Source organism: Nocardia sp. bgisy118, assembly GCF_057708605.1.
In genome coordinates this window covers 1-602 of record NZ_JBYISM010000095.1, presented here as the reverse complement: position 1 = coordinate 602, position 602 = coordinate 1, and the positions used below count along the sequence as shown (strand labels likewise).

The window sequence follows — 602 nt, the reverse complement described above, 5'->3', positions numbered from 1 at the left end:
GACCTCGCGCTCGCGCTGGTCGGCACCGGCGTCGACATCACCGACTTCGCCGCCGATCCCGGCCGCTACGACATCCCCGACTCGGTGATCGGCTTCCTGCGCGGCGAACTCGGCACCCCGGCGGGCGGCTGGCCCGAACCGTTCCGCAGCAAGGCCCTCGCCGGACGCGGCGCGGCCAAGCCCGAGACGCCGCTCTCGGCGGCGGATCAGGCCGGGCTCGAAGGCGATTCGCCGCAGCGGCGCGCGACGCTGAACCGCCTGCTGTTCCCCGGCCCGACAACGGAGTTCCTCACCCACCGCGAGAAGTACGGCGACACTTCGGGGCTCAGCGCCAACCAGTTCTTCTACGGCCTGCGCCGCGGCGAGGAACACCGGGTGCAGCTGGAGAAGGGCGTCACCCTGCTGATCGGGCTCGAGGCCATCTCCGAGCCCGACGAGCGCGGAATGCGCACGGTGATGTGCATTCTCAACGGCCAGCTGCGGCCGGTCGCTGTGCGTGACAGGTCCATCGCCAGCGAGGTCCCGGTCGCGGAGAAGGCCGACAAGACCAACCCCGGCCACATCGCCGCGCCGTTCGCGGGCGTGGTCACCCTGGCGGTCGC

The 602-nt window shown here is 71.9% G+C and carries 1 pseudogene; it reads left to right on the top strand.

The window, feature by feature from the left end:
* A pseudogene (locus AC3EO7_RS37890) lies at positions 1 to 602 on the top strand (pyruvate carboxylase); the annotation flags it as partial.